The 24,949-nt window shown below is 45.9% G+C and carries 19 protein-coding genes and 3 rRNA genes; 5 read left to right on the forward strand and 17 right to left on the reverse strand.

The window, feature by feature from the left end:
- The first annotated feature begins 19 nt into the window (after nt 1-19).
- On the forward strand, nt 20-763 hold the full coding sequence (locus MKX68_RS06610; RefSeq protein ID WP_340910199.1) for a MerR family transcriptional regulator: 744 nt from the start codon (nt 20-22) through the stop codon (nt 761-763).
- Between the two features lie 563 nt (nt 764-1,326).
- Here the strand turns inward: MKX68_RS06610 and MKX68_RS06615 are convergent.
- From MKX68_RS06615 to MKX68_RS06655, 9 genes are all read right to left on the reverse strand, one after another.
- Nucleotides 1,327-1,809 carry a hypothetical protein gene (locus MKX68_RS06615; protein ID WP_340910201.1) on the reverse strand — a complete coding sequence of 161 codons (483 nt, stop codon included), beginning with the start codon at nt 1,807-1,809 and terminating at the stop codon, nt 1,327-1,329.
- A gap of 328 nt (nt 1,810-2,137) precedes the next feature.
- Nucleotides 2,138-2,794: a deoxynucleoside kinase gene (locus MKX68_RS06620; RefSeq protein ID WP_340910204.1), complete on the reverse strand. Its 657-nt coding sequence runs from the start codon at nt 2,792-2,794 to the stop codon at nt 2,138-2,140.
- The gene (locus MKX68_RS06625) at nt 2,791-3,414 is read right to left on the reverse strand and encodes a deoxynucleoside kinase (RefSeq protein WP_340915316.1); all 624 of its coding nucleotides are present in this window, start codon (nt 3,412-3,414) and stop codon (nt 2,791-2,793) included. The genes MKX68_RS06620 and MKX68_RS06625 overlap by 4 nt, the downstream gene beginning before the upstream one ends.
- Nucleotides 3,415-3,613: 199 nt before the next feature.
- Nucleotides 3,614-3,730 (reverse strand): 5S ribosomal RNA (gene rrf, locus MKX68_RS06630).
- A gap of 76 nt (nt 3,731-3,806) precedes the next feature.
- A 23S ribosomal RNA gene (locus MKX68_RS06635) occupies nt 3,807-6,728 on the reverse strand.
- 307 nt (nt 6,729-7,035) lie between these two features.
- Nucleotides 7,036-8,587 (reverse strand): 16S ribosomal RNA (locus MKX68_RS06640).
- Together the 16S, 23S and 5S rRNA genes form the textbook arrangement of a ribosomal RNA operon.
- A 695-nt stretch (nt 8,588-9,282) precedes the next feature.
- Nucleotides 9,283-10,458 carry a YhgE/Pip domain-containing protein gene (locus MKX68_RS06645; RefSeq protein ID WP_340910207.1) on the reverse strand — a complete coding sequence of 392 codons (1,176 nt, stop codon included), beginning with the start codon at nt 10,456-10,458 and terminating at the stop codon, nt 9,283-9,285.
- An 81-nt stretch (nt 10,459-10,539) separates the two neighbouring features.
- Nucleotides 10,540-10,971 (reverse strand): MarR family winged helix-turn-helix transcriptional regulator, encoded by a 432-nt coding sequence (locus tag MKX68_RS06650; protein ID WP_340910210.1) that lies wholly within the window; start codon nt 10,969-10,971, stop codon nt 10,540-10,542.
- A gap of 166 nt (nt 10,972-11,137) precedes the next feature.
- On the reverse strand, nt 11,138-11,305 hold the full coding sequence (locus MKX68_RS06655) for a DUF3934 family protein (protein WP_340910213.1): 168 nt from the start codon (nt 11,303-11,305) through the stop codon (nt 11,138-11,140).
- A gap of 312 nt (nt 11,306-11,617) precedes the next feature.
- On the opposite strand from MKX68_RS06655, the gene licT reads away from it, so the two are divergent.
- From licT to MKX68_RS06670, 3 genes are all read left to right on the forward strand, one after another.
- Nucleotides 11,618-12,478 carry a BglG family transcription antiterminator LicT gene (licT, locus tag MKX68_RS06660; RefSeq protein ID WP_091038933.1) on the forward strand — a complete coding sequence of 287 codons (861 nt, stop codon included), beginning with the start codon at nt 11,618-11,620 and terminating at the stop codon, nt 12,476-12,478.
- 184 nt (nt 12,479-12,662) lie between these two features.
- Nucleotides 12,663-14,561, forward strand: a complete 1,899-nt coding sequence (locus MKX68_RS06665) for a beta-glucoside-specific PTS transporter subunit IIABC (RefSeq protein WP_340910217.1) — start codon at nt 12,663-12,665, stop codon at nt 14,559-14,561.
- 42 nt (nt 14,562-14,603) lie between these two features.
- A complete protein-coding gene (locus MKX68_RS06670; RefSeq protein WP_074093605.1) occupies nt 14,604-16,013 on the forward strand; it encodes a glycoside hydrolase family 1 protein in 1,410 nt (469 codons plus the stop codon).
- Between the two features lie 100 nt (nt 16,014-16,113).
- Here MKX68_RS06670 and MKX68_RS06675 read toward each other — a convergent pair whose 3' ends face one another.
- From MKX68_RS06675 to MKX68_RS06705, 7 genes are all read right to left on the reverse strand, one after another.
- On the reverse strand, nt 16,114-17,334 hold the full coding sequence (locus MKX68_RS06675; RefSeq protein ID WP_340910222.1) for an MFS transporter: 1,221 nt from the start codon (nt 17,332-17,334) through the stop codon (nt 16,114-16,116).
- 32 nt (nt 17,335-17,366) lie between these two features.
- On the reverse strand, nt 17,367-17,966 hold the full coding sequence (locus MKX68_RS06680; protein WP_340907623.1) for a TetR family transcriptional regulator C-terminal domain-containing protein: 600 nt from the start codon (nt 17,964-17,966) through the stop codon (nt 17,367-17,369).
- Between the two features lie 120 nt (nt 17,967-18,086).
- A complete protein-coding gene (locus MKX68_RS06685) occupies nt 18,087-19,235 on the reverse strand; it encodes a S1C family serine protease (protein ID WP_340910225.1) in 1,149 nt (382 codons plus the stop codon).
- A 14-nt stretch (nt 19,236-19,249) separates the two neighbouring features.
- Nucleotides 19,250-20,425 (reverse strand): FxLYD domain-containing protein, encoded by a 1,176-nt coding sequence (locus MKX68_RS06690; protein WP_340910228.1) that lies wholly within the window; start codon nt 20,423-20,425, stop codon nt 19,250-19,252.
- Between the two features lie 281 nt (nt 20,426-20,706).
- Nucleotides 20,707-20,883: a hypothetical protein gene (locus MKX68_RS06695; RefSeq protein WP_165980439.1), complete on the reverse strand. Its 177-nt coding sequence runs from the start codon at nt 20,881-20,883 to the stop codon at nt 20,707-20,709.
- Between the two features lie 39 nt (nt 20,884-20,922).
- A complete protein-coding gene (locus tag MKX68_RS06700; RefSeq protein ID WP_165980437.1) occupies nt 20,923-21,084 on the reverse strand; it encodes a hypothetical protein in 162 nt (53 codons plus the stop codon).
- Nucleotides 21,085-21,249: 165 nt separating this feature from the next.
- A complete protein-coding gene (locus MKX68_RS06705) occupies nt 21,250-21,666 on the reverse strand; it encodes a VOC family protein (protein WP_340915318.1) in 417 nt (138 codons plus the stop codon).
- A gap of 277 nt (nt 21,667-21,943) precedes the next feature.
- Between MKX68_RS06705 and MKX68_RS06710 the strand changes: the two genes are divergently transcribed.
- Nucleotides 21,944-22,699 (forward strand): class I SAM-dependent methyltransferase, encoded by a 756-nt coding sequence (locus MKX68_RS06710; protein WP_340910234.1) that lies wholly within the window; start codon nt 21,944-21,946, stop codon nt 22,697-22,699.
- A 108-nt stretch (nt 22,700-22,807) separates the two neighbouring features.
- On the opposite strand, the gene pbp4 is transcribed toward MKX68_RS06710, so the two are convergent.
- Nucleotides 22,808-24,895 (reverse strand): penicillin-binding protein PBP4(5), encoded by a 2,088-nt coding sequence (gene pbp4, locus MKX68_RS06715; protein ID WP_340910236.1) that lies wholly within the window; start codon nt 24,893-24,895, stop codon nt 22,808-22,810.
- Between the last annotated feature and the right edge of the window lie 54 nt (nt 24,896-24,949).

Genomic DNA, 24,949 nt, shown 5'->3' on the forward strand with positions numbered 1-24,949 from the left:
TTGTAAGGAGGTTTCACACATGGCCATGAAGGTAAAAGAAGTTGCCGAACTTGCCTCGATCAGTGTGCGCACACTGCATCACTATGATGAGATCGGACTATTAACCCCAGACGAAGTAACTGCTGCCGGGTATCGATTATATTCAGATGCCAACCTGGAACGGTTGCAGCAGATTTTGTTTTTCAAGGAACTCGACTTCTCTCTGAAGGAGATCAAAAACATTATCACCAACCCCTCCTTCGATCCAGAAGAAGCACTAAATATGCACCGACTTATTTTGCTGGAGAAGCGCCAACGCTTGGACCAGATGATTGCTACTATTGATAGAACAGTTCTACACGTGAGAGGAGAAATTAAAATGACAGCCAAAGAACAATTCGAAGGATTTGATTTTAGCCAGAATCCGTATGAACAGGAAGCGCGTGAACGGTGGGGAGACCAAGCCGTAGATCAGGCAAATCAGAAGCTCCACAGTAAATCAACCACGGATCAGAAAGCTCTATCCGATCAAATGAACGAAATCTACAAACATCTGGCTTCACTTCGTCACACAGAACCAGCGTCTGCGGAGGCACAGGCAGGCATTAAAGAGTGGTACACTTGGCTAAACCAAATGGGAAGCTACTCACCTGAGGCCTTTAGAGGACTTGGTCAGATGTACGTAGACGATGAACGCTTCACTCGTAATATTGATCAGTTTGGCGATGGATTGGCAGTATTTATGAAAGATGCCATGGCTGTATTCGCTGACCAAAACAAATAATATAGCCCTGTCTTCAACTTCATACAGTATTATTCAACTCTCATTGCCGTAAGATATGCGCTTTAAACGATAATCTGGAACTTAGAGCTCTGTCCTCTAGTGGTAAAAGTAATCTCTCATCATCAGCTTTATCGCTGTAAATGACCATTCGGATATTTGAACCTACCTCCTGGGGTGACCCTATCTTTCTTGTAATTAACCTTATGAACATGCTGGATATTTACTAGGGTTATGTGGTAAGTAATTTAATTCGATCCGAATTGTTGCAAAAGTTATGAGCAATATCCACCCCTACCTGGTGGATACACAAAAGGGACGTACACCCTCAGGCGTATCGTCCCTTTTATGTATGCAAGTAACTCAGCCGCAATGTGAACATGCCTAACTGCTGCTCACTCTGAGTACTTTATAAATATCTTTTAAAGCAGATGCTCTTTACTACGTTTTTCTTCTGCTACCAGTCCTTCGATATAACCTTTTCACAAGTGCTTAGGATGATGAGCATTAAGTTTCTTCTATCAAACGTTCTTCATTTTGCTGCCAAGCGTCCACCGTCCATCCGATTAAGCTCTTGGCGCGTGCTCCGATGAAGATGCATCCGTAGCTAAACTGGTTCTCGCCATCCGGCCAGGAATCTGCCATGCAGATACAATTGCAAGCACGATGAATAACAAATCAATCGGTTGACTGAAGTAGTCCTGGAAGGTTTCCACAAACGCACTGATCATCTCGCTATCAAACACGAGTTCCATCACGCCTACATCACCAAACAGTTCGGAAGTAAAATAAACCACCGTCAGATATTTCCCCAGCAGAATGCCGACGAGCGCAAAAAGTACGGCAATGACTTTATGCACCGTCGCAATTCGTTTATTGGAGAACAACACAACTGCGTAGCCCGTGAGCGCTCCAATCAAAATCGCAATTAATCCCACCTCATACTCGGTCATTGCGGCAATAGCTGCCCATACGATGCCTCCCAGAATGGCTGCAATTAAGCCACCAATGATCGGCATACCGATTTTAACTCCTTGTTTCTCTTCCACGTTGTCTTTCCCTCCTGAGTCATGCATATGCTTCTTTTCCAGAATTCACCTTTCCTATGAAACCACAAAAAGACCTATTATTCAACATTTTTCTACTTTTGGTGACCATGTATTTATATAATAGAAAAGATATATTAAGCATCCATTTCCTTATACGCTCGAATATATCCTTTTAGTTTTGTCCACAAACATCTCATAATCATTCCCTTGGCACATAAAAAAACATCCCTTCAACAGCATAATAGCCGTAGAAGGGACGTTGTCCGTATCTATATCATAGATATAACCTCTGTAATCCAGAAAACTATATTGGAAAACTCGCTCTATCTTATCTTTGCACTTCCTTGGAAGGCTGAATGACAGCTGCAATCTGTGCCAAAATGGCATCCACCGATGCCGGATCATGCACATCATACTCATCAATGTTCAGACGCAGCACAGGGCAAGCCGTAAATTGATCAATCCACACGGAATAGCGCTCGTGCATGTGCTCCCAGTACGAACGGTCCGTTTGGATTTCCATCTCGCGTCCACGTTCCGTAATACGGTTTAAAATCGAAGGCAGACTGCCTTCCAGATAGATCAGCACGTCTGGATGTGGGAAATACGGTGTCATTACCATCGCTTCAAACAAACTGCTGTATGTCTCGAAATCTGTAGCAGACATGGTTCCTTGATCTGCATGCATTTGTGCAAAAATGCCCGTATCTTCATAGATGGAACGATCCTGTACGAATCCCCCACCTAGTTCAAAAATCTTTTTCTGTTCCTTGAAGCGCTCTGCCAGGAAATAAATCTGCAGATGGAAGCTCCAACGCTCAAAGTCATGATAGAACTTCTCCAAATATGGATTATGATCAACTTGCTCCAGAGAAGTCTTGAAATTCAAACGCTGTGCAAGCGCAGCTGTTAACGTGGATTTACCCACTCCAACCGTACCTGCTATCGTAATTAATGCATTCGTTGGAATGCCATAGTTATTCATATGATATACTCCTTTACCTGATTAACAATTTGCCTGAAGTGTTCAGGATGTTCCACAAAGTCGAGTTGCTCTGCATTAACCTTAATGATTACTGGTGGATTTGAGCTATTCGCCAGATAATCCATGCCTGTTTTGTAATCAGCGATCAATTGTTCCATATATGCCGGGTCCATATCCTGCTCAAATGAGCGCCCACGCTTGTTAATGCGGTACATCAACGTATCGAGTTCAGCTTCAATATAGAGCACCAGATTGGGCTTTGGCAGATCATCTGTTAACAGATGATAAATTTGACGATATTTATCCCGTTTCGTTCCCTTTAAGGTACGATCGGCAAAAATCATGTTTTTATAGATATGATAGTCTGAAATAACTGGGGTATCCTGCTCTACATAATGAGCGCCCGTGTCTTCCAGTTGTTTAAACCGATTACACAGAAAAAACATTTCCAATTGGAAACTCCACTCGTCGATATCCTGATAAAAGGAAGCCAGAAATGGATTCTCTTCTACGATTTCTTTAACTAACGGAAGATTCAATTCATGGGAAAGCATCGTTGCCAGCGTTGTTTTCCCCGCTCCGATCGGACCTTCCACGGCAATAAACGGGGCTGATTTCATCGTGTTCACTGTTCCTCCTCGTACTTATGCGTGTTTCCGTTTTCTATATAGACCTCACCTATTGTATCACAGCTTTAAGGATTGGAACGCCAGTATTTTATGTATATAACAAGTCAAATCAGAACTAATGAATTACATAAAATGAATTACATTGAAATAAAAAAGACACACTCGATATCATCAAGTGTGTCTTCCTATTGCTTGGCGGCGTCCTACTCTCCCAGGACCCTGCGGTCCAAGTACCATCGGCGCTAGAGGGCTTAACGGTCGTGTTCGGGATGGGTACGTGTGGAACCCCTCCGCCATCGCCACCAAACGCGTAGCTTACATTTCAGAGTGTTGTTCTCTGAAAACTAGATTCGAAACGAAACATGCGAATTACAACTTGCTAATTGGATAAGCCCTCGACCGATTAGTACTGGTCAGCTCCATGCATTGCTGCACTTCCACCCCCAGCCTATCTACCTCGTCGTCTTCAAGGGGTCTTACATACTGGGAAATCTCATCTTGAGGGGGCTTCACGCTTAGATGCTTTCAGCGTTTATCCCGTCCGTACATAGCTACCCAGCGGTGCTCCTGGCGGAACAACTGGTACACCAGCGGTACGTCCATCCCGGTCCTCTCGTACTAAGGACAGCTCCTCTCAAATTTCCTACGCCCACGACAGATAGGGACCGAACTGTCTCACGACGTTCTGAACCCAGCTCGCGTACCGCTTTAATGGGCGAACAGCCCAACCCTTGGGACCTACTTCAGCCCCAGGATGCGATGAGCCGACATCGAGGTGCCAAACCTCCCCGTCGATGTGGACTCTTGGGGGAGATAAGCCTGTTATCCCCAGGGTAGCTTTTATCCGTTGAGCGATGGCCCTTCCATGCGGTACCACCGGATCACTAAGCCCGACTTTCGTCCCTGCTCGACTTGTAGGTCTCGCAGTCAAGCTCCCTTATGCCTTTGCACTCTTCGAATGATTTCCAACCATTCTGAGGGAACCTTTGGGCGCCTCCGTTACTCTTTAGGAGGCGACCGCCCCAGTCAAACTGCCCACCTGACACTGTCCCCGCACCGATTACGGTACCAGGTTAGAACCTAGATACGATCAGGGTGGTATCCCAACGTTGCCTCCACGCAAGCTGGCGCTCACGTTTCAAAGGCTCCCACCTATCCTGTACAGATCGTACCCAAATTCAATATCAAGCTGCAGTAAAGCTCCATGGGGTCTTTCCGTCTTGTCGCGGGTAACCTGCATCTTCACAGGTATTAAAATTTCACCGGATCTCTCGTTGAGACAGCGCCCAAGTCGTTACGCCATTCGTGCGGGTCAGAATTTACCTGACAAGGAATTTCGCTACCTTAGGACCGTTATAGTTACGGCCGCCGTTTACTGGGGCTTCGGTTCACAGCTTCGGATTGCTCCTAACCACTCCCCTTAACCTTCCAGCACCGGGCAGGCGTCAGCCCGTATACTTCGCCTTACGGCTTCGCACAGACCTGTGTTTTTGCTAAACAGTCGCTTGGGCCTTTTCACTGCGGCCCCCTCGTGCTATTCACACTACCGGGGCACCCCTTCTCCCGAAGTTACGGGGTCATTTTGCCGAGTTCCTTAACGAGAGTTCTTCCGCGCGCCTTAGAATACTCTTCTCGCCTACCTGTGTCGGTTTGCGGTACGGGCACCATCACCTGGCTAGAGGCTTTTCTTGGCAGTGTGAGATCATGACCTTCGCTACTATAATTTTCGCTCCCCATCACAGCTCAGCCTTACAATGTGCGGATTTGCCTACACATCAGCCTTACTGCTTAGACGGACATCCATCAGTCCGCGTCACTACCCTACTGCGTCCCCCCATTGCTCATAACGGCTTACGGTGGTACAGGAATTTCGACCTGTTGTCCTTCGACTACGCCTTTCGGCCTCGCCTTAGGTCCCGACTTACCCTGAGCGGACGAGCCTTCCTCAGGAACCCTTAGGCTTTCGGCGGATCAGATTCTCACTGATCTTTTCGTTACTCATACCGGCATTCTCACTTGTATAATGTCCAGCGCTCCTTACGGTACACCTTCAACCCTTATACAACGCTCCCCTACCCCTGATGCAAAGCATCAAGCCATAGCTTCGGTGGTGTGTTTAGCCCCGTTACATTTTCGGCGCAGAGTCACTCGACCAGTGAGCTATTACGCACTCTTTCAATGGTGGCTGCTTCTAAGCCAACATCCTGGTTGTCTGTGCAACTCCACATCCTTTCCCACTTAACACACACTTGGGGACCTTAGCTGATGGTCTGGGCTGTTTCCCTTTTGACAATGGATCTTAGCACTCACTGTCTGACTCCCGGAAGTAAGTCTATGGCATTCGGAGTTTGACTGAGCTTGGTAACCCTTGCGGGCCCCGCACCCAATCAGTGCTCTACCTCCACGACTCTAGTTTCCGAGGCTAGCCCTAAAGCTATTTCGGGGAGAACCAGCTATCTCCGAGTTCGATTGGAATTTCTCCGCTACCCCCACCTCATCCCCGCATTTTTCAACATGCGTGGGTTCGGGCCTCCAGTGCGTGTTACCGCACCTTCACCCTGGACAGGGGTAGATCACCCGGTTTCGGGTCTACGTCCACGTACTAAGTCGCCCTATTCAGACTCGCTTTCGCTGCGGCTCCGGCTCTTCACCTTAACCTTGCACGGGAACGTAACTCGCCGGTTCATTCTACAAAAGGCACGCCATCACCCCTAAAACGGGCTCTGACTTTTTGTAAGCACACGGTTTCAGGTTCTATTTCACTCCCCTTCCGGGGTGCTTTTCACCTTTCCCTCACGGTACTGCTTCACTATCGGTCGCTAGGAAGTATTTAGCCTTGGCAGATGGTCCTGCCGGATTCATACGGGGTTTCACGTGCCCCGCACTACTCGGGATCCGTCTCGGAGGGAACCAACTTTCAACTACAGGGCTTTTACCTTCTTTGGCGGGCCTTTCCAGACCTCTTCACTTAACCGGTTCCTTTGTAACTCCATGTGAGACGTCCCACAACCCCAAAGAGCAAGCTCTCTGGTTTGGGCTTCTCCGCGTTCGCTCGCCGCTACTGACGGAATCACTATTTTTCTCTTCCTCAGGGTACTTAGATGTTTCAGTTCCCCTGGTATGCCTCTACACAACCTATGTATTCAGTTGTGAGTAACTGGAAATTACCCCAGCTGGGTTTCCCCATTCGGACACCCCCGGATCAAAGCTTGCTTACAGCTCCCCGAGGCAGTTTCGTTGTTCGCCACGTCCTTCATCGGCTCCTAGCGCCTAGGCATCCTCCGTGTGCTCTTAGTAGCTTAACCTCGTGCTCCGGTTTCGACTGCTCGCTTCCCTTGTTTTGCTTGCGCAAAGCCAAAAGTCGCTCCCATTCGATACCATCGTACGTGCAATCTACCTTATAAAAACACTTCACTTGTTTACACAAGATCAGCTTAAAGGAATGTTCTAATTCGCGTTTGTTTCGTTTCGATATCTAGTTTTCAAAGAACAAGCTCCATGCAAAAGCAAGCTGTTTGAGAGTTTGAGCTCTCAAAACTGAGCAACGAGTGAGTGTTTTGCAGCTAAGCTGCATATTTGAATGTTTCCGTTGCAGGAAACGATTCTCCATAGAAAGGAGGTGATCCAGCCGCACCTTCCGATACGGCTACCTTGTTACGACTTCACCCCAATCATCTATCCCACCTTCGGCGGCTGGCTCCTTGCGGTTACCCCACCGACTTCGGGTGTTATAAACTCTCGTGGTGTGACGGGCGGTGTGTACAAGACCCGGGAACGTATTCACCGCGGCATGCTGATCCGCGATTACTAGCAATTCCGACTTCATGCAGGCGAGTTGCAGCCTGCAATCCGAACTGAGACCGGCTTTGTTGGGATTGGCTCCATCTCGCGATTTCGCAGCCCGTTGTACCGGCCATTGTAGTACGTGTGTAGCCCAGGTCATAAGGGGCATGATGATTTGACGTCATCCCCACCTTCCTCCGGTTTGTCACCGGCAGTCTATCTAGAGTGCCCATCCGAAATGCTGGCAACTAAATATAAGGGTTGCGCTCGTTGCGGGACTTAACCCAACATCTCACGACACGAGCGACGACAACCATGCACCACCTGTCTTGAATGTTCCGAAGAAAAGGTACATCTCTGCACCGGTCATTCAGATGTCAAGACCTGGTAAGGTTCTTCGCGTTGCTTCGAATTAAACCACATACTCCACTGCTTGTGCGGGTCCCCGTCAATTCCTTTGAGTTTCAGTCTTGCGACCGTACTCCCCAGGCGGAGTGCTTAATGTGTTAACTTCGGCACCAAGGGTATCGAAACCCCTAACACCTAGCACTCATCGTTTACGGCGTGGACTACCAGGGTATCTAATCCTGTTTGCTCCCCACGCTTTCGCGCCTCAGCGTCAGTTACAGCCCAGAGAGTCGCCTTCGCCACTGGTGTTCCTCCACATATCTACGCATTTCACCGCTACACGTGGAATTCCACTCTCCTCTTCTGCACTCAAGTCACCCAGTTTCCAGTGCGATCCGGGGTTGAGCCCCGGGATTAAACACCAGACTTAAATGACCGCCTGCGCGCGCTTTACGCCCAATAATTCCGGACAACGCTTGCCCCCTACGTATTACCGCGGCTGCTGGCACGTAGTTAGCCGGGGCTTTCTTCTCAGGTACCGTCACCTTGAGAGCAGTTACTCTCCCAAGCGTTCTTCCCTGGCAACAGAGCTTTACGATCCGAAAACCTTCATCACTCACGCGGCATTGCTCCGTCAGGCTTTCGCCCATTGCGGAAGATTCCCTACTGCTGCCTCCCGTAGGAGTCTGGGCCGTGTCTCAGTCCCAGTGTGGCCGATCACCCTCTCAGGTCGGCTACGCATCGTCGCCTTGGTGAGCCGTTACCCCACCAACTAGCTAATGCGCCGCAGGCCCATCCCCAAGTGACAGATTGCTCCGTCTTTCCAGTTTCCTTCAGGCGAAGAAAACAACTATTCGGTATTAGCTACCGTTTCCGGTAGTTGTCCCAAACTTGAGGGCAGGTTGCCTACGTGTTACTCACCCGTCCGCCGCTAACCATCAGAGAAGCAAGCTTCTCTTCAAGTCCGCTCGACTTGCATGTATTAGGCATGCCGCCAGCGTTCGTCCTGAGCCAGGATCAAACTCTCCAATAAAGTATTGAAAAGAGCGATAAGCTCATTTTGAATCTGACGAGATTAAAAATCTCATTTGTGCTCCAGCCGATCCAAGCCAAGGCTTGTCTCAAACTTTCGCGTTCATTCTGCAAGCAGAATGTTTACTCACTCGTTGTTCAGTTTTCAAAGATCAAACTTGTTTCGTTACCGAATGTCGTTCTCTTCAGCAACTCTTATATAATATCATGTCCGAACCAACTTTGCAAGCTCTTTTTTCAAGTTTCTTTCGAAGCTTATTTCATTTGCTTGCCGCACCAGTATTCAACCGTGTTTTCTTGGCCGGACTAATAATATATCACGCATAGATATTAATTACAATACTTAATTTAATAAAATTCATTTACCACAAATCAACCACCTTTACTGTGTTGCTCTCCTCTATCCCAGTTGCATCGTGTTTATATCCTAAAATCCATTCATACAACGCAATACATGTCTAATTTTTTTTAGAATTAATAGGGCTAAATCTTCTCTAATATATTTTAGCTTCATTAATATGTTTAATTATGCTTATCCCTCATATCAAAATCTTTCAAGATTACTGGGGCGACTGTAAGTTACCACGAGTATAAGTAGAACTACTATAGAAGATACACAAAAAAAGTGATGCACGCATATAACTATACGTGAACCACTTTCTTGTGTGTTATTACATTATATATAGAAGGAAACTATTAATGTTGTGCCTGTGCTGATGCTGGAGGCGTCATCGTCAACTGTCCATTACCTGCTTTTTGCATGCCAACTCGCAGCAACGTAATTCCCCACGTAATAATGGAGATCAACAGAAGATGAACCATGTATCCACCTACTGCCTCTCCACTATAGATCAAACGCATAAATCCCTGTACCCCATTGGAAGCGGGCAGAAAGTTACCGATATAACGGTAGAACGGCGCCAGCATCTCGGCTGGAATGATATTTCCTGCTGTCATCAACTGGAGTGGAACCATCGCTACATTAAATAGAGGGCCTGCATTGCCAAACAGGGCAAAACTCATCTGTGTAAAACAGATACACGCCAGACTCACCAGCACATGATACAGATACAACGCGCCGAAGGAGCTCGCTACATCCGTGAACAGAAGAGCAACTGTATCCACAATTAGAGGAACAATCACTGCTATACACAGTAACAACATTTGCCGTCCCCAGAAGATTTCCCACTTGGAATGGGTACGTTTCATCATATTCGACGTAATATTGAACTGAATGTTCATAGTCATCGCAGCAATGTAGGTGATAAAACCCAGAATCATGGGCAGCATCGATGTAGCAAAATCACTTACACTGTTCGTTTTATTAATTTCAGCCTTCACAGGCCCTTCATTCATCTTTGCCATCGCTTGTCCAATAGCGGCACTCAACTCATCGTTGTTGATACTATCCTGGTTAAGGGTGACTTGAACCTTGGACTCCAAAATCCCTTGTCCCATTTGTGCAGTCATTCCAGTCGCCGCGTGTTCCACAATGGATTTGGCTACATCGGCATTTCCCTGATTGATATAAAAGGACAAGCTCGCCTCTGTACCTCCTTCAATCTGGTCAGTGAATCCTTCCGGAATAACAATAACCATGGCATAGTTACCAGCATTCATCTGTTTCTCGGCTTCCTGGGCAGAATCCAGTACATTGACATGGAAAGGCGCGAGCGTTTCAATCTGCTTCTGCACCTCTGTTCCCTGTGTCCCGTCTTCGTTCACCAGCGCTACTTGAAGTTGATCCACTCTCTCCGTGGCTTGATGATAACCCGTCATCCAGATCACAACAAATAACAGTGGAACAATTATTGCAAAAACCAACCCTATTTTTGTCTGCGGCACTTTAAGAAAATCTTTGAAGCTTTTCATTCGTTCACGACTCCCATTAGTTAAAATTGAAATAATTGCACTACATATATATGCACATGCACATATTAGACCAAAAAAAATTTATTTCATCTTTTCGTAGATCCGATTCATCACATTCATAAATGCTTCAAGCTCTTCAGGGGAACAATCGGCGAGTGCCTCTTGCTCTTGCTTTTTTGACTTAGGTGTCAGAACGTTATTCATTTCCAGTCCTTCCGCCGTTAAACAAAGCAAAACCGCTCTGCGGTCCTGTGGATCTTCTTCTCTTGTCACCAGACCTTTGCGAATCAACTTGTCTATAATTTTGCCTACCGTTGTCTGGTCCCGCACTGTTAATTCAGCCAGTTTTTTCTGTGATATATGGCTTCCAGCCTTGCTCAATTCATTCAGAACTGCAAATTGTTCCGGCGTAATATCCTGTTCGCTCAGATTTCTAGTTGTTGTTTTTTTGTATGCCAGATACGTCCGTGACAGAATCAGTCCAAGTGGATTATCATCCATATTAACAGGCATGCTGATGCTCCTTTCTCTATATAGTAGCACTACCATCTAATTTGCGTAAGCTCTATATTATTACCATATCTACAATACTGTCAATTTAATTTTTTTATCTTTTCAAGCAAAAAGAGACCCACCCGTTAGTCAGGCAGCTCTCTCCTCTGGCATCGCCAAGCCATACTTACTCGGACTTGTCACTTGAAGTTTCGGTATCGTCCTTCTTCTTTGTACCTTTACTTTTATAAGGCTTTGGGGCACTTTTCGCCCGGTTAGCAGCGGCCTGCCAACGGTTCCAGCCTTTTTTACCCGTACCACGGCCGGTGCCGCCTTTTCCTTTTGCATTGCTCATGTTATCACTCCAATAATCCTGTATATGCTTAAAAATGACCGTCCTCGGTAACTTATTATGCAACCCAGCCCATCTAATTCACTTCCAGCATTTCTTATTATACCAAAAATCCACGTCTTTACGTCCATTTCCATAAATCATTGTATTGTTATTCTGTTATGAAAGCGGTATAGTGGACATAATTGAAAGAGGAAGCTGCGTCTTCTTCGGGATTGTTACTGGTAAGCAGGCGATACCCAAACCAAGGCTGTCTATTAAGCCTTAGTTTGGGTTTTTTGTTATTATTACGACCAATTGAGGTGAAACACATATATGATCATCCGTCAGATTTTTAACAACAATGTCATCCGGGCTGAGAACCAGGTTGGTCACGAATTTGTTGTCATTGGCAACGGTCTTGGCTTCAAAAAGAAAAATGGACAGCCTGTGGATGAGGATAAAATTGAAAAAACCTTTGTGCTGAAATCGGATAAAATACCGCAAAAACTCATTGATCTGATTGGGGAAACGTCGGTCGAATATTTGAAGTTAGCAGACGAAATTGTAGGCCATGCAAAACAGGAAATGGGCGATATTTTTAGTGATAATATCTATATCTCATTGATCGATCATATTCAGTTTGCCATTACCCGGTACCGTAAATCCGTCGGGCTGAAGAATTCTCTTTTGTGGCAGATCAAGAAGTTTTACAAGAAGGAATTTGGGATTGGCATGAACGCTGTGGAACTGATCCAGGAACAATTTGGCATTCAAATGGATGAACATGAGGCAAGTTTTATTGCCATGCATTTTGTAAACGCACGCCAAGATGCTCAGGGTATGAAACAAACCGTTGAAATTACCGAAGTGATTGATGATATCTTCAATATTGTGACTAATCATTACCAAATTGCCCTGGATGAAAATTCGTTTAATTATTCCCGGTTTATTACCCATCTTCAATATTTTGTGCAGAGAATGTTGAGTAATGAACAGGAGCAATTTGCTTCAGGAGATAACTTTCTGTATGAACAGGTGAAGGACAAATATAACAAGGCATTTGAATGCACACAACGGATCAATCAGTACCTTGAAGACAAGTTTGAAAGTGCCATGTCCATTGATGAAAAGGTGTATTTAACGATCCATATTCAACGTGTCACTTCCCGTAACGATTTGCTTGACGTGGAATAAAAAAAGCTTGCAAACGATTTCGGCGTCAGATATAGTAGGTCTCACAACTTAACGACAAGGATTGTTACTGCTCAAGCAGGCGATACCTAAATGATTGGCAACAGGTCATCTTTCCGATGATCATAGCCATTCGTTTAGGTATTTTTTTGTTTTCAGGCAATCTTAACAACAAAGGAGAATGAACATGGATCATAAAAAAATGGGGGATGACATCGTTCGTCTCGTCGGCGGAGAAGCCAATATCAATGGTCTTGTCCACTGTGCGACCCGGCTGAGATTCGACCTGAAAGATTCGAAAAAGGCCGAACGCGAAACGCTGGAAAAGCATGACGGTATTATTACCGTTGTCGAAAGCGGCGGCCAGTTCCAGGTGGTCATCGGTAGTAACGTGGCTCATGTATATGCGGAGATTATGAAAAACCGGGATTTCGGAGGAGACTCCTCCTCATCGGCTGAGTCCACAGGGGAAAAAACCTCGCTATTATCCAAAGTTTTTGAAATAATATCCGGAAGTTTCTCACCGTTAATCCCGGCTATGGCAGGATCAGGTATGCTAAAAGCTTTGCTGACTGTCTTGACCATGCTCGGATGGATGTCGGATACAAGTGACACATACCTGATTCTATCTGCTGCCGGCAACGCTGTATTTTATTTCTTGCCCATTTTCCTCGGCATCACACTGGGTATGAAGCTGAAAGCTAATCCTTATGTAGCTGGTGTAATTGGTGCCGCTCTGATGGAGCCGAGCTTCACCGGGCTCATGGATAAGGGCTCAGATGTATCGTTCCTGGGTATACCGGTTGTGATGATGAATTATTCAGCCAGCGTATTCCCAATCTTCATATCGATTAGTATCTACGCTGTTCTCGATAAGTTACTCAAGAAAATCATTTTGAAAGACCTGCAATTGTTCCTTGTACCGATGATTGCTCTGATGATTATGGTTCCGCTGTCCGCAATGGCCTTTGGACCATTCGGCACTACGGTAGGTGACTGGATCTCCTCCGGCGTAACTTGGCTCATTGGCGTCAGCGGTATATTATCAGGGGTTGTACTGGGTGGATTCATGACCTTCATGGTTGTGTTCGGACTCCACTGGGGCTTCACTCCAATCACGATACAGAATATCGGGGTTGGCGGCGATCCAATTGAAGCCATGGCTGCTGCAGCTGTATTTGCACAAATCGGTGTAGCCTTCGGTATTTTCCTGAAAGCGAAAAAAAACAAAACCCTGCGCACTCTTGCTGGCTCGACCAGCCTTACAGGTTTACTTGCAGGAGTCACTGAACCAATCGTATACGGTCTGATCCTGCGTTATAAACGTGTGATTCCTATCGTGGTTATCGCAGGTGCGATCGGCGGTGCCATCAATGGTCACTTTGGTGTTAAAATGACTGCTTATGTGTTCCACAATATATTTGCCATTCCTGTCTATACACCAACGGTTGTCTACGTAATTGCAATTGCCTGCTCCTTTGCGGTAGCCGCGGTATTAACAGTGATGTTTGGTTATGAAAGCAAAACGAAAGACACAGTTTCCAAGAAAAATGAATCTGTCTCCAACACATCGGCTCAAAGTACACCAGCAGAACTTCCTGTAGTACCTGAGACCAAAACAACGGAGATCAAGAAAGAACAAATCTATAGCCCACTTACAGGTAAAGCCGTAGCACTTAGTACTATTAATGACCCCGCCTTTTCGACTGGTGCTATGGGCAAAGGTTTGGCGATTGTCCCTGAGATTGGTGAAGTTGTCGCTCCGGTAGACGGTGTTGTCACTTCCCTCTTCCCAACTGGACATGCCATTGGACTAACCACCAACGCAGGAACGGAAATCCTGATTCATATTGGCATCAACACAGTAGCACTGAAAGGAAAACACTTCTCTCCTGTCGTTCAGGAAGGGGATATCGTCAGACAGGGCGATCTGTTGATCCAGTTTGACATCGATAAGATCAAGGAAGCCGGATACGAAACCGTAACACCTGTCATTGTGACCCTAACGCAGCAAGAAGTAGATGTGTTCGAAACGACTCAGGAACAGGTACAGAAAAATGATGTCCTGCTGACTCTCGTTGTCTGACCCAACTTATATATTATGAATTCAACTTAGGAGGAACTAAACATGAAACATACTCAACTGAAACCATTTCCTAAAGATTTCTTCTGGGGAGGTTCAACCTCTGCCTATCAGATCGAGGGAGCCTGGAATGAAGATGGCAAAGGCCCTTCTGTCATCGACATGGGCAATCATGTGGAAGGCGTAACCGACTTCAAGGTAACCAGTGATCACTATCATATGTACAAAGAAGATGTGGCGTTGCTCGCCGAAATGGGCTTTAAAGCCTACCGCTTCTCCATCGCATGGACACGCATCTATCCGCAAGGAGCGGGTGAGGTTAATCCGAAGGGACTCGCCTTTTACGATTCTCTCATTAATGAGTTAATTAAATACGGTATTGAACCCATTGTGACGATGTATCACTTCGATCTTCCTTATGCACTTGAAGAAAAAGGTGGCTGGTCCAACCGTGCAACGATTGATGCTTTTGAACAATATGCCAAGACCCTTTATGAGAACTACGGAGATCGGGTCAAATATTGGTTGACCATTAACGAACAAAATATGCTGATCCTGCATCCTGGCTCTCTGGGTACACTGGATACAACACTTGTTGATCCGCAAAAAACACTGTATCAGCAAAATCACCACATGCTGGTTGCTCAAGCTAAAGCCATGGTGCTATGTCATGAAATGCTGCCTGAAGCCAAAATTGGCCCAGCTCCTAATATCGGTGTAATTTACCCGGCGAGCTCCAAACCAGAAGACACACTCGCGGCTGATAACTATGCTGCCATTCGTAACTGGCTCTATCTCGATATGGCGGTATATGGACGTTATAATCATATTGCTTGGAGTTATCTCGAGGAGAAAGGATATACACCTGTCATTGAAGACGGAGATATGGACATCCTGGCTCAAGGAAACCCTGACTTTATTGCGTTTAACTACTATACTTCCCAAACGGTTGGTGAAAGCCTGAACGATGGCAATGACTTCTCCCATACAGGAGATCAGCATGAAATCGTAGGTGAACCGGGCGCATATAGAGGATCTGTGAATCCCAATCTGCAAAAAACGGAGTTTGGCTGGGAAATTGATCCGGTGGGCTTCCGCTCTACCCTGCGCCAGATCTACTCTCGTTATCATCTGCCATTGATCGTTACGGAAAATGGTCTGGGGGCATTTGATAAACTCGAGGAAGGCGACGTGGTTAACGATCCATATCGTATTGAATTCTTCAATAAGCATATCGAACAGATTCAACTAGCGATCACGGACGGCGTGGATGTGTTTGGCTTCTGCCCTTGGTCTGCGATCGATCTGGTTAGCACACATCAAGGATCAAGCAAACGTTATGGATTCATCTATGTGGATCGTGAGGAATTCGATATCAAGGAATTGAGACGTATCCGCAAACAGAGTTTCCACTGGTATCAAAAACTGATTGAAACGAATGGAGAAATTCGTTAATACCGAACTATTAAAAAAGTCGACTGCACATGAAACATGTGTAGTCGACTTTTTTGGTGTTGATGCATTGATATGCAAGCTTTCTTTTCCAATTATAAAATTACATTTCAGCCTTCGGTTGCTTTACCGCTTTGGCCCCTCTGAGTACCCGCAGGGATAACAGGAAACAGATCGCCAAAACGGCTGCTGCTGAAACATAAGGATAGTTAATATTCACATCGAACAGTGCTCCAGCTACGATTGGACCTGCGATATTCCCCAAACTGGTATACGCCGAGTTCAGTCCGGCTACAAAGCCCTGTTGTTCTTGTGCCAGTTTGGACATCTGTGTACTGATCGCCGGACGTAAAATATCCATACCCAGAAAGACGATAAACGTTACAACAAGAATGAGCCAGTACGTATGCACAAACAAGGTCAACAGTACAAATACGGCTACAAATAACAGACAGACCGAAATGACCATCTTTTCACCAAACCGATTGAGCAACCAACCGATCAGGGATACTTGCACAACCGCACCCGCGATGGAACCAAATGTAATGATAAATGCAATGTCTTTGGTCGTGAAGCCAAACTTGTGATCCACAAACAGTGAAAATACCGTCTCATAGTTCGCCAGACCAAATGCCATAACAAACACGATGATCAAACTGAAAAAGTATGGTTCACGGTATGAATTCAGCAATTGGGATACCATACCTGGAGCTTTGACCTTCGTTAAGCCAGGGATAGGTTTACTTTGTTCTCCTGTGCTTCGCGTAGATTCAGGCAAGATAATCAATGTAATGATGGATGCCAGCAACCCGGCAACCCCAGCGGCGTAAAACGGAATTCGAATGCCAAAGTCCGCAATGTACCCACCAATTCCCGGACCGATAATAAATCCGGTTGTAATCGCTGCATTAATCAATCCCATACCTTTGCCGCGTTCTTCCTCTGTTGTAATATCCGCGGTGTATGCCATAACTGCCGGGAAGATCATCGCCGCACCAATACCTCCTAACATCCGGGCTGCGAATAGCAAGACTGGTGCATTGACCGCACCAAACATAAACTCCGATACGGCAAAGATCAGCATGCCGCCAACGATAATTTTCTTACGTCCCCACGTATCCGACCAACGACCCGCAAGCGGGGAGAACAGAAACTGGGTGAAGGAAAATGCCGCTACCAGCAATCCAACCGTGAATCCGGTGATATGCAGTAGATCCATATACGCAGGCATGATCGGCACAACCAGACCAATACCCGTAAAAACAAGAAAAATATTAAACATTAACAGCAGCAGTGCGCCCCTGTTCCGTGTAAGTAATGCCATGATTCCATCCTCCGTAGTTGTCAAAATGTTGCTTAAGCTTTATCTTTTGCAATCCCATGTAAGAATACACTGGCAGCCTGGCGGTATAACGCAAGAGCCTGATCTGGCTCCATGCCCCGTGACATCTGACTAAGACCAATAATGGTACTTTCCAATATGAGTGCGAGATTATCTACATTGTCTGCTTTGAACTCACCGCTCTCAATGCCTTGCTCTATCATTTGTTTATTAAATTGAATATGCCGCTCAAACATTAAGGAGATCCGCTCCTCAATATCATTTTCTTTCTTTTCCCCTGTGAAGAACTCATCAGCTGCCTTCGTCAGCGGGTGATTCATATCATCCAGAACTAATTGTTCCGCCAAACCATAAACCTTTTCCGTGGAGGTGCGATAGAGATGTTCTTTGGCCGCCCAGCTCTCTTCCCACTCCCGGTCCCACTCATCGATTAGATAGAGGAACAGACCTTCCTTACTTTTAAAATGGTAATATATATTGCCTTTGCTGCTGCCCGTCGCAGCTACAATATCCTCAATGGACGTTGCTTTATAACCTTTTTGTACAAAAAGGGCTTTGGAAGCATCCGCAAGTTTCTTCTTGGTCTGCTCGGTTTGAAGTTGCTTTTTATTCATATTCATTCCATTTCACTCCGTCCCATACATACTGAACATTCGTTCTGTATTTTAACAGATACATCGAATATAAGCAATCAAAAAGGAGAGTTGGCACATAGGCCAACTCTCCCTCCACAATCATTTCACTTTTTTACCTTTACCATGCAATATTTTCAGTTGACCATTCTCATAACCCAACTGATACTCGACCCGATATTGCGATAGTATATATTCCCCATCCTTGCGTTCATTTGCTGTAATCATTGCCTTCACTTCCATCTCGTCATCGCCTTTATTGACTGAGGACACCTCACTGATGGTCACTTCACTTGTATTCAGATATCCTTCTCTGAACTTGGCATATGTTGTAGCACTCTGCCACTCGCTTCCGAGCAGTGCATAAGCAGTGACATAATCACTCAGATTAAGGCTTGTATAAAAGTCCGTTACAATTCCTTCTGCTTGCAATGTCTTAGTGGCTGAACCCAAGTGAGTATCTCCAGCCGTCCGTACCAACGTTGTGCCAGAAGGATTTTTGGACCACGCCTGCACCTGCTTGAGCACACTAGTCATAGGGATACTGAATCCTATTCCCCCCTCCTGTTCCACGACCGCCGAATTAATGCCGATCACTTCACCAGTCTCCGCACTAATGAGTGGTCCACCACTGTTGCCATGTGTTATTGGTGCCGAGATCTGATAGAGGTTACTATAGATGTAAGGCGCTATTTCAAAGCTACGCCCCAATCCACTGATGATTCCGGTTGTTACGGTGTTCTCTAGCCCAAGTGGACTACCCAATGCTAGAATCTCGTCTCCGGTCTCAGCTTTGGATTTGGCGATGATTAACGGCTTAATTTTTTTCAAATCAGGAACCCTGACTACAGCTACGTCTGTTTCATCCCCAATACCAATAACCGTCCCCTTGTATTCCTCATGGTTCAAGGTCCGAATAGTTACTTCATTCGCCCCCTCCACCACATGCGCATTGGTCACGACATCTCCCTGATCATTGTAGAGAAAACCGGAGCCCAATCCGCTGCTACTCTCGATCGTTACCACTTTCTTCTGGCTTTCTTCTATAATCTGTTTGCGTGTCTTCTTCACAGGTTGCTTGGAGGCAGTCGTCGCTGCCGCATTTTCCGTTTCCTTCGCGGCAACAACTGCCAGTCTGGGCCCATCCTGCAACTGATCTGCTGAATGCTGGTGTATCCAGAACACGCCTCCTGCTCCAGCACCAATGATAATAGCACTGGATATGATTGTACTCCATGTTCGTTTGGCCATTCCAACCTGTCCCCCTATTCGAGATACCACGTTGCATTCACAACAGAGATTTCCGCTTCCTCGTACACACCATAATAATAGGTTTCAAAGAAACCTTCTTCACCTACATCCAGCCAGCTTGGATACACATCTGCATAAGTTTGGCCCAGGTATACACCGTCTATATCATAAATATCAATCAAAACTGTAACGGAAGAGATCGGACGAGTTGCATTATTGATCAATGAACCGCTAATATAAAGATCCCCGTACATATCAAGCGTCGCATCAACGTTCACGACACTTACTGCCGCCGTTCGATTCATCAGATCTTCTTCTGCAGCCTGTTGCTCCGCCAGTTGAATGCGATCCGCTTCCGCTTTTTCAAATGCCTTTTTTTCACTGAGCACCCGTTCACGATACGAAGTCAGTTTTTCATTTTCCGGAGCATAGGACAATCCCTGGTCGACCGTTTGTAAAGCAGTTGTGAAATTCTTTTGCTTTACTTGCTGTTCCGCCTCTTTATAACTTATGCTTGCGAGCTTGTCGACAATTTGCTTCTCTACCGTCTCAGCTTCCTTGCCTTTCAAGTTTGATACGGTATCCAGCTTCTCAGCTAGTGCCTCAATTGTTGTCAAACTGTCGATTTCCTTTTTCACCTTCAATACGGCCAGCGTTACCTTTCTGTTGTTGAATGCGGCACGCACTTTGGCAAAAACAGGTTCTTCCCGCTCCATCAACGCTTTGGCTACAGCTTGAATGGTCTTGTCTCCTGCGGACAGCTTTCCTGTCTTCAGACTTGTGGATGCCTCATCCAACTGATTCATCAGATTGAACGCTTTCGCCGTAATTTGCCGATCCTGTATAAGTGCATCATAGTTCGGTCGTTTCGTTAGAGCGCTGTCCAGCAGCTGAAGAGCCTCTTTATATTTCCCCTCTAGTGCAGCTTGTTCCGCCTGTTGATGCAGAGTTTTCACTTCCGCATTAATACTCATCTCCTGCTTGTAGTAAAACGTTAGTAAAGCCCCCATCACGGCTGCAAGTAGCAGTGGAATGATCCAACTAAATGCGCGGCCTTGACTGGTGTTGCTCTGTCTGGGTGCAGGCTGTTGCTGCCGGGATAATAATTCGGCTGTTTCTTCTGTTCTTTTTTCCAAACCCACGGCTGTTTCCGCCCAGATCTGTTCCTCTGTGGAGCTTGCATCTTTCAATTTTGTGTTACACTTTCTGCACGTACTATCCCCAGGACTACTTTTGGTCCCACATATGTGACAATACATCCTAATCCCTCCATCAAAAAGAAACGTATGTATACTTACCTTCTAACTTTTTAGTACATCAGCTTTAGGCATCTTTCGATACTTAGTGTCAACAGGAATCGACACTTATCATATAGCAAAAAGGTAAAATACACCATATGTAATCCGGATAAATTCTGTGTGTGTTTCCATAAACGAAAAAGGAGATACCGACACGCGGTATCTCCTCCTGTTCAGCCCTGCTGTCCTGCGCGCACCCGGATGTTGCCCAGTTCGTTGGCATTGATCGCGAATGCATTACCGCCCTGTCCAACCGAAGCTTTGGCTGACTGTCGTGCCTGGAATTTCAAACGGCTTTTGTCTACGTCCACCCGGTTAACCTGTTTTGCTTTCTTTCTGCGTGTACTCATTATTCATCCCCCTCCCCACTTCTCTTCTCTGCTGCCAGACTAACGTCTGCGAGAAGAACGGCGACCTTTCTGTTTCATGATCTGCACGTTGACTGCATTACTTGCAAGTACATTCCCTGAATCGGCATAACCCTTCGCCGTTTGGTGAATCTGTATTACGATATATTGCTTTTTACCAATACGATAGCGATAACTTTTCACGTTTGAACGAGTCATGGTCATCTCCCTGTAATCGTTTTTAACAAGCTTGGGTTATCCTATTCATGTCCATGTCCATGGGGATGTGTGAATGCATACTTCCGATAATAAATGGATGCAAAAAAACCTTCCTATAAACTTAGGAAGGCTCTATTTATTTTCATTTTGTCACGCCGAAGGAAAAGCACTTAGGTCCATATAGGAGACTTCCCACAGATGATCATCCAGATCCTGAAAACTCCATCCATACATGAATCCATGATCTTGTGGTTCGTTGGATGGCTTCCCTCCTGCATCGAGGGCAGCTTGTACAATCACATCTACCTGCTCACGGCTATCTACAGACAGGGCAACGATGACTTCGGTTGTATCGGCAGCATTGGAGATTTTTTTCGAGATGAAGGATTGGAAACGTTCCTCCACCAGAAGCATGGCGTAAATATTTTCCCCGATGATCATACAAGTAGCAGACTCGTCCGTAAAATTGGCGTCGAACTCAAACCCCACCTTGGTAAAAAATTCAACGGATTTCTTCAAATCTTGAACAGGTAAATTGACAAAAATCTGCTTCGCACGAATAGCCACCATGGATCACCTCGAACTCATAGAATACATTCCACCTCAAAATAACACCTCGCGAATACGCTGTCAATTGAATATAATGGAGACATTCCAACTTGTGAGGTGACACGGATGTTGCTCCGTATTGTTCGAAGTATATAGTTGTCGGGCTGGGTCAAAACGCGTACCAGCTATCAAGGGACACGTCTGTCCATTTGATCGTATTCGACCTATACACTAGAACGATTTGGCACAACTCTCTTGTCCTGTTCAAACAAACTCACATTGGAGGAATATGAAAATGAAAAACAACATAAATTACGCTGACTTTTACGAACGCGTAGGCCGGACGAATGGCTGGAACTTCAGCTCCATGAACGTGGTCTCGGAGAAAATCGGATGGAACTTCTATGAGGAAGTTGTTCGCCATACACGACCGTCCGATCTGTTGCTGGATATTGGAACAGGTGGCGGAGAAGCTATTCTGTCCATTGCGGAAGATGCCTTATTACTGGTGGGAATTGATCTCGCTCAAGGAATGATTGAGACCGCACAGCATAATCTTCAGGCTACGGGCGGTCATTCCAATGTACGCTTTCTTCATATGGACGCAGAAAAACTGGATTTTCCAGATTGCTTCTTTAATGTGGTATCTTCCAGACACTCCGGATTCTCTGCTTCAGAAGTATTAAGGGTTCTTGCTGATGGCGGGATATTTCTAACCCAGCAGGTCAGCGAACACGATAAATCCAACATTTCAGAAGCTTTTGGCCGTGGACAGAGCCTTGGCATTCAACCTGGTACATTGATGGAACGGTACAAACATGAACTTCAAAAAGCAGGTTTCCATGACATTCAGGCCCGTGAATATAATGTGGTGGAGCATTACGCTACACCCGAAGATTTGATGTTTCTCCTAACCCATGCACCCATCATTCCTGATTTCGGAAAGGTAGACACTGACTTCGAGCGATTCCAGCAGTTTGTGAAAGAAAATCACGACGAGAAGGGCATTCGTACCAACTCGGCACGCTTCATGATCACTGCAAGGAAATAAATGATTCCATATTGAATAAAATAAAAAAAGGCCCGATCACATGTGAGAACCATAACATGGTGACCGGGTCTTTAAATTATGCTTGCGAGGCTATATATTAAATCAGAGTTACTGCGAAATCTCCAACTTTTCCAAAAAAGGCTTTAATTTATCCACGACATAGTGACTTCCGCCCCGGCCGTTCACCTCTTCAATTACAGCTGATAACAGGAAGGTCGGAGAATCGTTATCAAATACTACGAAAAATCCGTTTTCCTGCCCCTTCTCTCCCTTCTTCGCTTTCAGCTCCGCTGTTCCCGTCTTGCCCGCGAGTCCTCCAGGAACTGAATTCAAGGTGTGGGCGGTGCCTCCCTGCCGGGAAACAACTTCTCCCAAAGCATCCTTAACCGTATTTGCGGCTTCCGGAGTAATAATTACCTCAGGGTTAGTGCTTTCTTTTCCCTCGATCAGAACAGGTTTCACCAGCTTCCCTTCATTAATAAAAGGTGTAAATGACGCTGCAAGATGAATCGGGGACATTAACATCTCCCCTTGCCCGTAAGACGTATCCGCGAGTAATACCTCAGACGACAGATCCAGATGTGCTTCATTGGCATATTGGCTTGGCTTCAGATACATTTCATCCAGTCCAAAGTTATCACCAAAACCAAACTTCTGAATCCCATCAATAAACTTGGCGCTGCCCATCTCAATCGCTTCCATGGCAAAGTAAATATTATCCGAGTATACCAGTGCATCAACCATGTTAACCGGAGATAAACTCTTCACACGCTTGACATAATAACCGCCCCAACTATCGTCTTTACGCCATTGCAAGCCAGAGATATCATGTGTTTTGTCCGCTGTAGTCACCTTCTCCATCAGTCCCGCTGCGGCTGTAATCGCTTTGAAGGTTGATCCTGGTGCATACCGGGTAGTGAATCTGTTGATAAAAGGAAGCTTCTCATTCGCCGAATAAGCATCCCACTCTGCCTGTGTAAGTCCTGTGACCATTTTGTTCGGGTTATAGGAAGGTGCACTGACCAACGCCAGCAGATTGCCGTCCGTCGGATTCATTAGAACCATTGCACCGGCGTCTCCACCACTGGATAATGTCTGATATAATTTCTTTTGCTGTTTGGAGCTAATCGTCAGCTGAACATTCTGTCCATCTACAGCATCCTTGCGAATAAGCTCAGAACGGGAGTTACCGGATTCATCCGTGATTTCAATCAGACCACCACGTTCACCACGCAGCTGTTTCTCCATGGACTGCTCCAAACCCGCTTTACCAATCCAATCTTCTGCGCGATAATACCCTTCCGTATCCTTATCCAGATCTTCCTTGGTGGCTTTGCGCACGTAACCAATCAGGTGCGCAGCTGCCTCACCAAGTGGATAATAGCGGATTTCCTTGCTTTGCATCGTAACCCCGCTTAAAGATTCTGGCACGTCAAACTCCTCCGTTGAACCAATCGGGACAAAATACTCCGGCTTCACCCATGTCTGCGCAAGCGCCTTATGAATGGCATCTTCCGAAACCTGATAATGGCTCGCGATTCGAGCAATCATCTGGTCCGGGTTATCACCAAGTTTCTCAGGTACAATTCCCCATTCATTCATCGTGCCCTTGGTAGCGAGTGGCAAACCATCACGATCTACAATGTCTCCACGATCCGGGAACAGCGTCCTCACTCGTACCTTACTGCCCTTAACCATGTCATTAAGGATCAGCGAAGGCTGCCAGTTTATTTGCCAGTTTTTGCCCCCGTCCTCAAGCTCTTGCCGGACCAGTTTCAATGTATGCGTCTCACTGACTTCCCCCAAAAAAGTTGTCAGTTGCAGATTATAATCCACCTCATACGTATCCGGGTTTTGTTTATCTGTATCGGTCTTACTGCCATCGGAAGCCGTTTCGGCAACATCCATAGGCTTAACCTCCGCCTTGACGGTGGATACTTCCATACCCGAATAGATCGCATTGTATTTCTCAACAAATTGTTCCTTGTTCATGCCCGACTCTTGCAGCGAAGCAGGTGTCATCAAGGTGTACAACTGGTCAAACTCTTTTTTTTGCAGATGCTCTATGTACTGATTCACGGTAGTTTGGGGCTTGGCCTCTGCTTCTTTATTATTCTGCATGTATAGATACATTCCGATTCCACCTGCAAACAAGATGGGCAGCAGTCCGTACATTAATTTACGTTTGGATTTCATGGTTACATCACCTCTAATATACACTATAGATTTCCAGAGCCATTTAAACAATGA

It is taken from the genome of Paenibacillus sp. FSL M8-0212, from assembly GCF_038004645.1.
Taxonomy (GTDB): domain Bacteria; phylum Bacillota; class Bacilli; order Paenibacillales; family Paenibacillaceae; genus Paenibacillus.